The organism is Mesorhizobium sp. M7A.F.Ca.US.005.03.2.1, assembly GCF_003997795.1.
GTDB classification, from domain to species: Bacteria; Pseudomonadota; Alphaproteobacteria; order Rhizobiales; family Rhizobiaceae; genus Mesorhizobium; species Mesorhizobium ciceri.
Genome location: NZ_RZRP01000946.1, coordinates 1 through 2,251 on the forward strand (window position 1 = coordinate 1; position 2,251 = coordinate 2,251).

Consider the following 2,251-nt stretch of genomic DNA (forward strand, 5'->3'; position numbering starts at 1 on the left):
GTGTCAGCTTGACCCGCTGGCCGACCCGCTCGAACAGCTTGACACCGAGCGACTGCTCGAGCGCCTTGATCTGGTGGCTGACAGCGCCATGCGTGACGTTCAGCTCAGTCGCCGCCTTGGTCAGTGAACCATGGCGAGCCGTTGCCTCGAAGGCGCGCAGCGGATTGAGCGGTGGCAGGCGCTTGGTCATGGTACCACTTTGTTGTGAGATTTTCTCACAGAAAACACCCTAACAATATCAATTGATTTTTCAATGCCACTGCCAGACACTTGAGTTCAGAACAGCATCAAGACATGAAATCTGCAGGCAGCCAGCGGGACAGCGGCCCGGCCGGATGACGGTCGGTTCGCAGGCGTCACCCGCGCCGGCACTGCATCAGCCCAGGAGGAGCGGACATGGGATACGATCGCGGCAAGCTCGATGCGTTGCGTCGCAAATATGGTGAAAGCCATGGCGGCGAGATGTTCGACCCGAAATTCCGCAAGGTCGCCGACAAGATCTTCTCCAAGAGCGGCACGCGGCTGGCGCCCTATTCAGGCATCCCGACCTTTCTTGCCGCGCCCTACCGCGAAATATCGGCCGACAATCCGGATTTCGGCGATTTGCAGGTGGCGATGATCGGCGTGCCGATGGATCTCGGCGTCACCAACCGCCCGGGCTCGCGCTTCGGGCCAAGGGCGTTGCGCGCCATCGAGCGCATCGGGCCCTACAATCACGTGCTGGAATGCGCGCCGACGCATGAGCTCAGGGTCGCCGACATTGGTGACACGCCGTTCCGCAGCCGCTACCGGCTTGAGACCAGCCATGAGGATATCGAGCGCCGCACCAACCAGATCGTCGATGCCGGGGTGATTCCGCTGTCGATCGGCGGCGACCATTCGATCAGCCATCCGGTCCTGAAGGCCGTCGGCAAGAAAGCTCCGGTCGGGTTGATCCATATCGACGCCCACTGCGACACCAGCGGCCTGTTCGACATGACCAAGTTCCACCATGGCGGCCCGTTCCGCAACGCTGTGCTTGACGGCGTGCTCGACCCGACGCGCACGATCCAGATCGGCATCCGCGGCTCGGCCGAATATCTGTGGGAGTTCACCTACGAGTCCGGCATGACCGTGGTGCATGCCGAGGAGGTGACCGGCCTCGGCATTCCGGCGATCATCGAGAAGGCGCGCAAGATCGTCGGCGACGGCCCGACCTATGTCTCCTTCGACATCGACAGCGTCGATCCGGCCTTCGCGCCGGGCACCGGCACGCCGGAGGTCGGCGGGCTGACGACGCGCGAAGTGCTTGAACTCCTGCGCGGCCTCAAAGGTCTCAACATCGTCGGCGGCGACGTCGTCGAGGTGGCGCCGCAATACGACGCCACCACCAACACGGCGCACGCTGCGGCGCAGGTGCTGTTCGAGATACTGAGCCTGATGGTGTTCAGCCCGGCGATAACAGGCAAGGGCGCCTGACGTCTAGAAAAGCAAAGGCAGCCGCCGCGCTGGAGCCGGCGGCCGACCCGAACAAACAAAGCTTCCAGACAGGGGAATGACAATGACAATCCGTAAGACATTTGCCTCCATCGCCGCCGTGCTGATGCTCGGCACGGCCGGTTTCGGCCTCGCAGTTCAGGCCGCTAGCGCCGATGCGCTGGCGGACATCACCAAGGCCGGCACCATCAATGTCGGCGTCTTCGCCGACTTTCCGCCCTTCTCCTCGGCCAGCGCCGACATGAGCCTCAAGGGCTATGACATGGATGTCGCGCAATACATCGCCGATACGCTCAAGGTGAAGCTCAATCCCATCGCCGTCACCGGCCAGAACCGCATCCCGTATCTGAACGATCATCGCGTCGACCTGCTGATGAGCGTCGGCTATTCGAAGGAACGCGAGCAGGTCATCGACTTCGCCGCTGCCTACGCGCCCTACTACATCGCCGTGATCGGTCCGGCAGCGCTTGCCGTCAAAGGCAAGGAAGACCTCGCCGACAAGTCGATCGCCGTCAATCGCGGCACGCTGGAAGACACCTCGCTCACCGAGGCAGCACCGGCATCGGCCGACATAAAGCGCTTCGACAACTACAATTCGGTGATCCAGGCCTTCATCTCCGGCCAGACGCAGCTGATGGTCGTCGGCAACGACGTCGGCGCGCAGGTGCTGGCCAAGCAGGACGCACTGAAGCCGGAGCAGAAGTTCCAGCTTCTGACCTCGCCCTCGCATATCGGCCTCAACAAGAACGAAGACGGCCTGAAGAAGGCCGTCAAC

At 62.5% G+C, this 2,251-nt stretch carries 3 protein-coding genes; 2 read left to right on the plus strand and 1 reads right to left on the minus strand.

Annotated features, from left to right (window positions below; all coding sequences use genetic code 11):
- Window positions 1-190: LysR family transcriptional regulator (locus EN991_RS32980; protein ID WP_127370310.1), on the minus strand; the 190-nt coding region annotated here is incomplete at its 3' end.
- A gap of 206 nt (window positions 191-396) precedes the next feature.
- Here EN991_RS32980 and speB point away from each other — a divergent pair.
- A complete protein-coding gene (gene speB / locus EN991_RS32985) occupies window positions 397-1,458 on the plus strand; it encodes an agmatinase (protein ID WP_127370311.1) in 1,062 nt (353 codons plus the stop codon).
- 82 nt (window positions 1,459-1,540) lie between these two features.
- On the plus strand, window positions 1,541-2,251 hold a 711-nt coding region (locus EN991_RS32990), incomplete at its 3' end, for a transporter substrate-binding domain-containing protein (RefSeq protein WP_127370312.1).

Coding starts and splice junctions, on each gene's coding strand:
- speB (WP_127370311.1), top strand. CDS start 397: ATGGGATACGATCGCGGCAAGCTCGATGCGTTGCGTCGCAAATATGGT.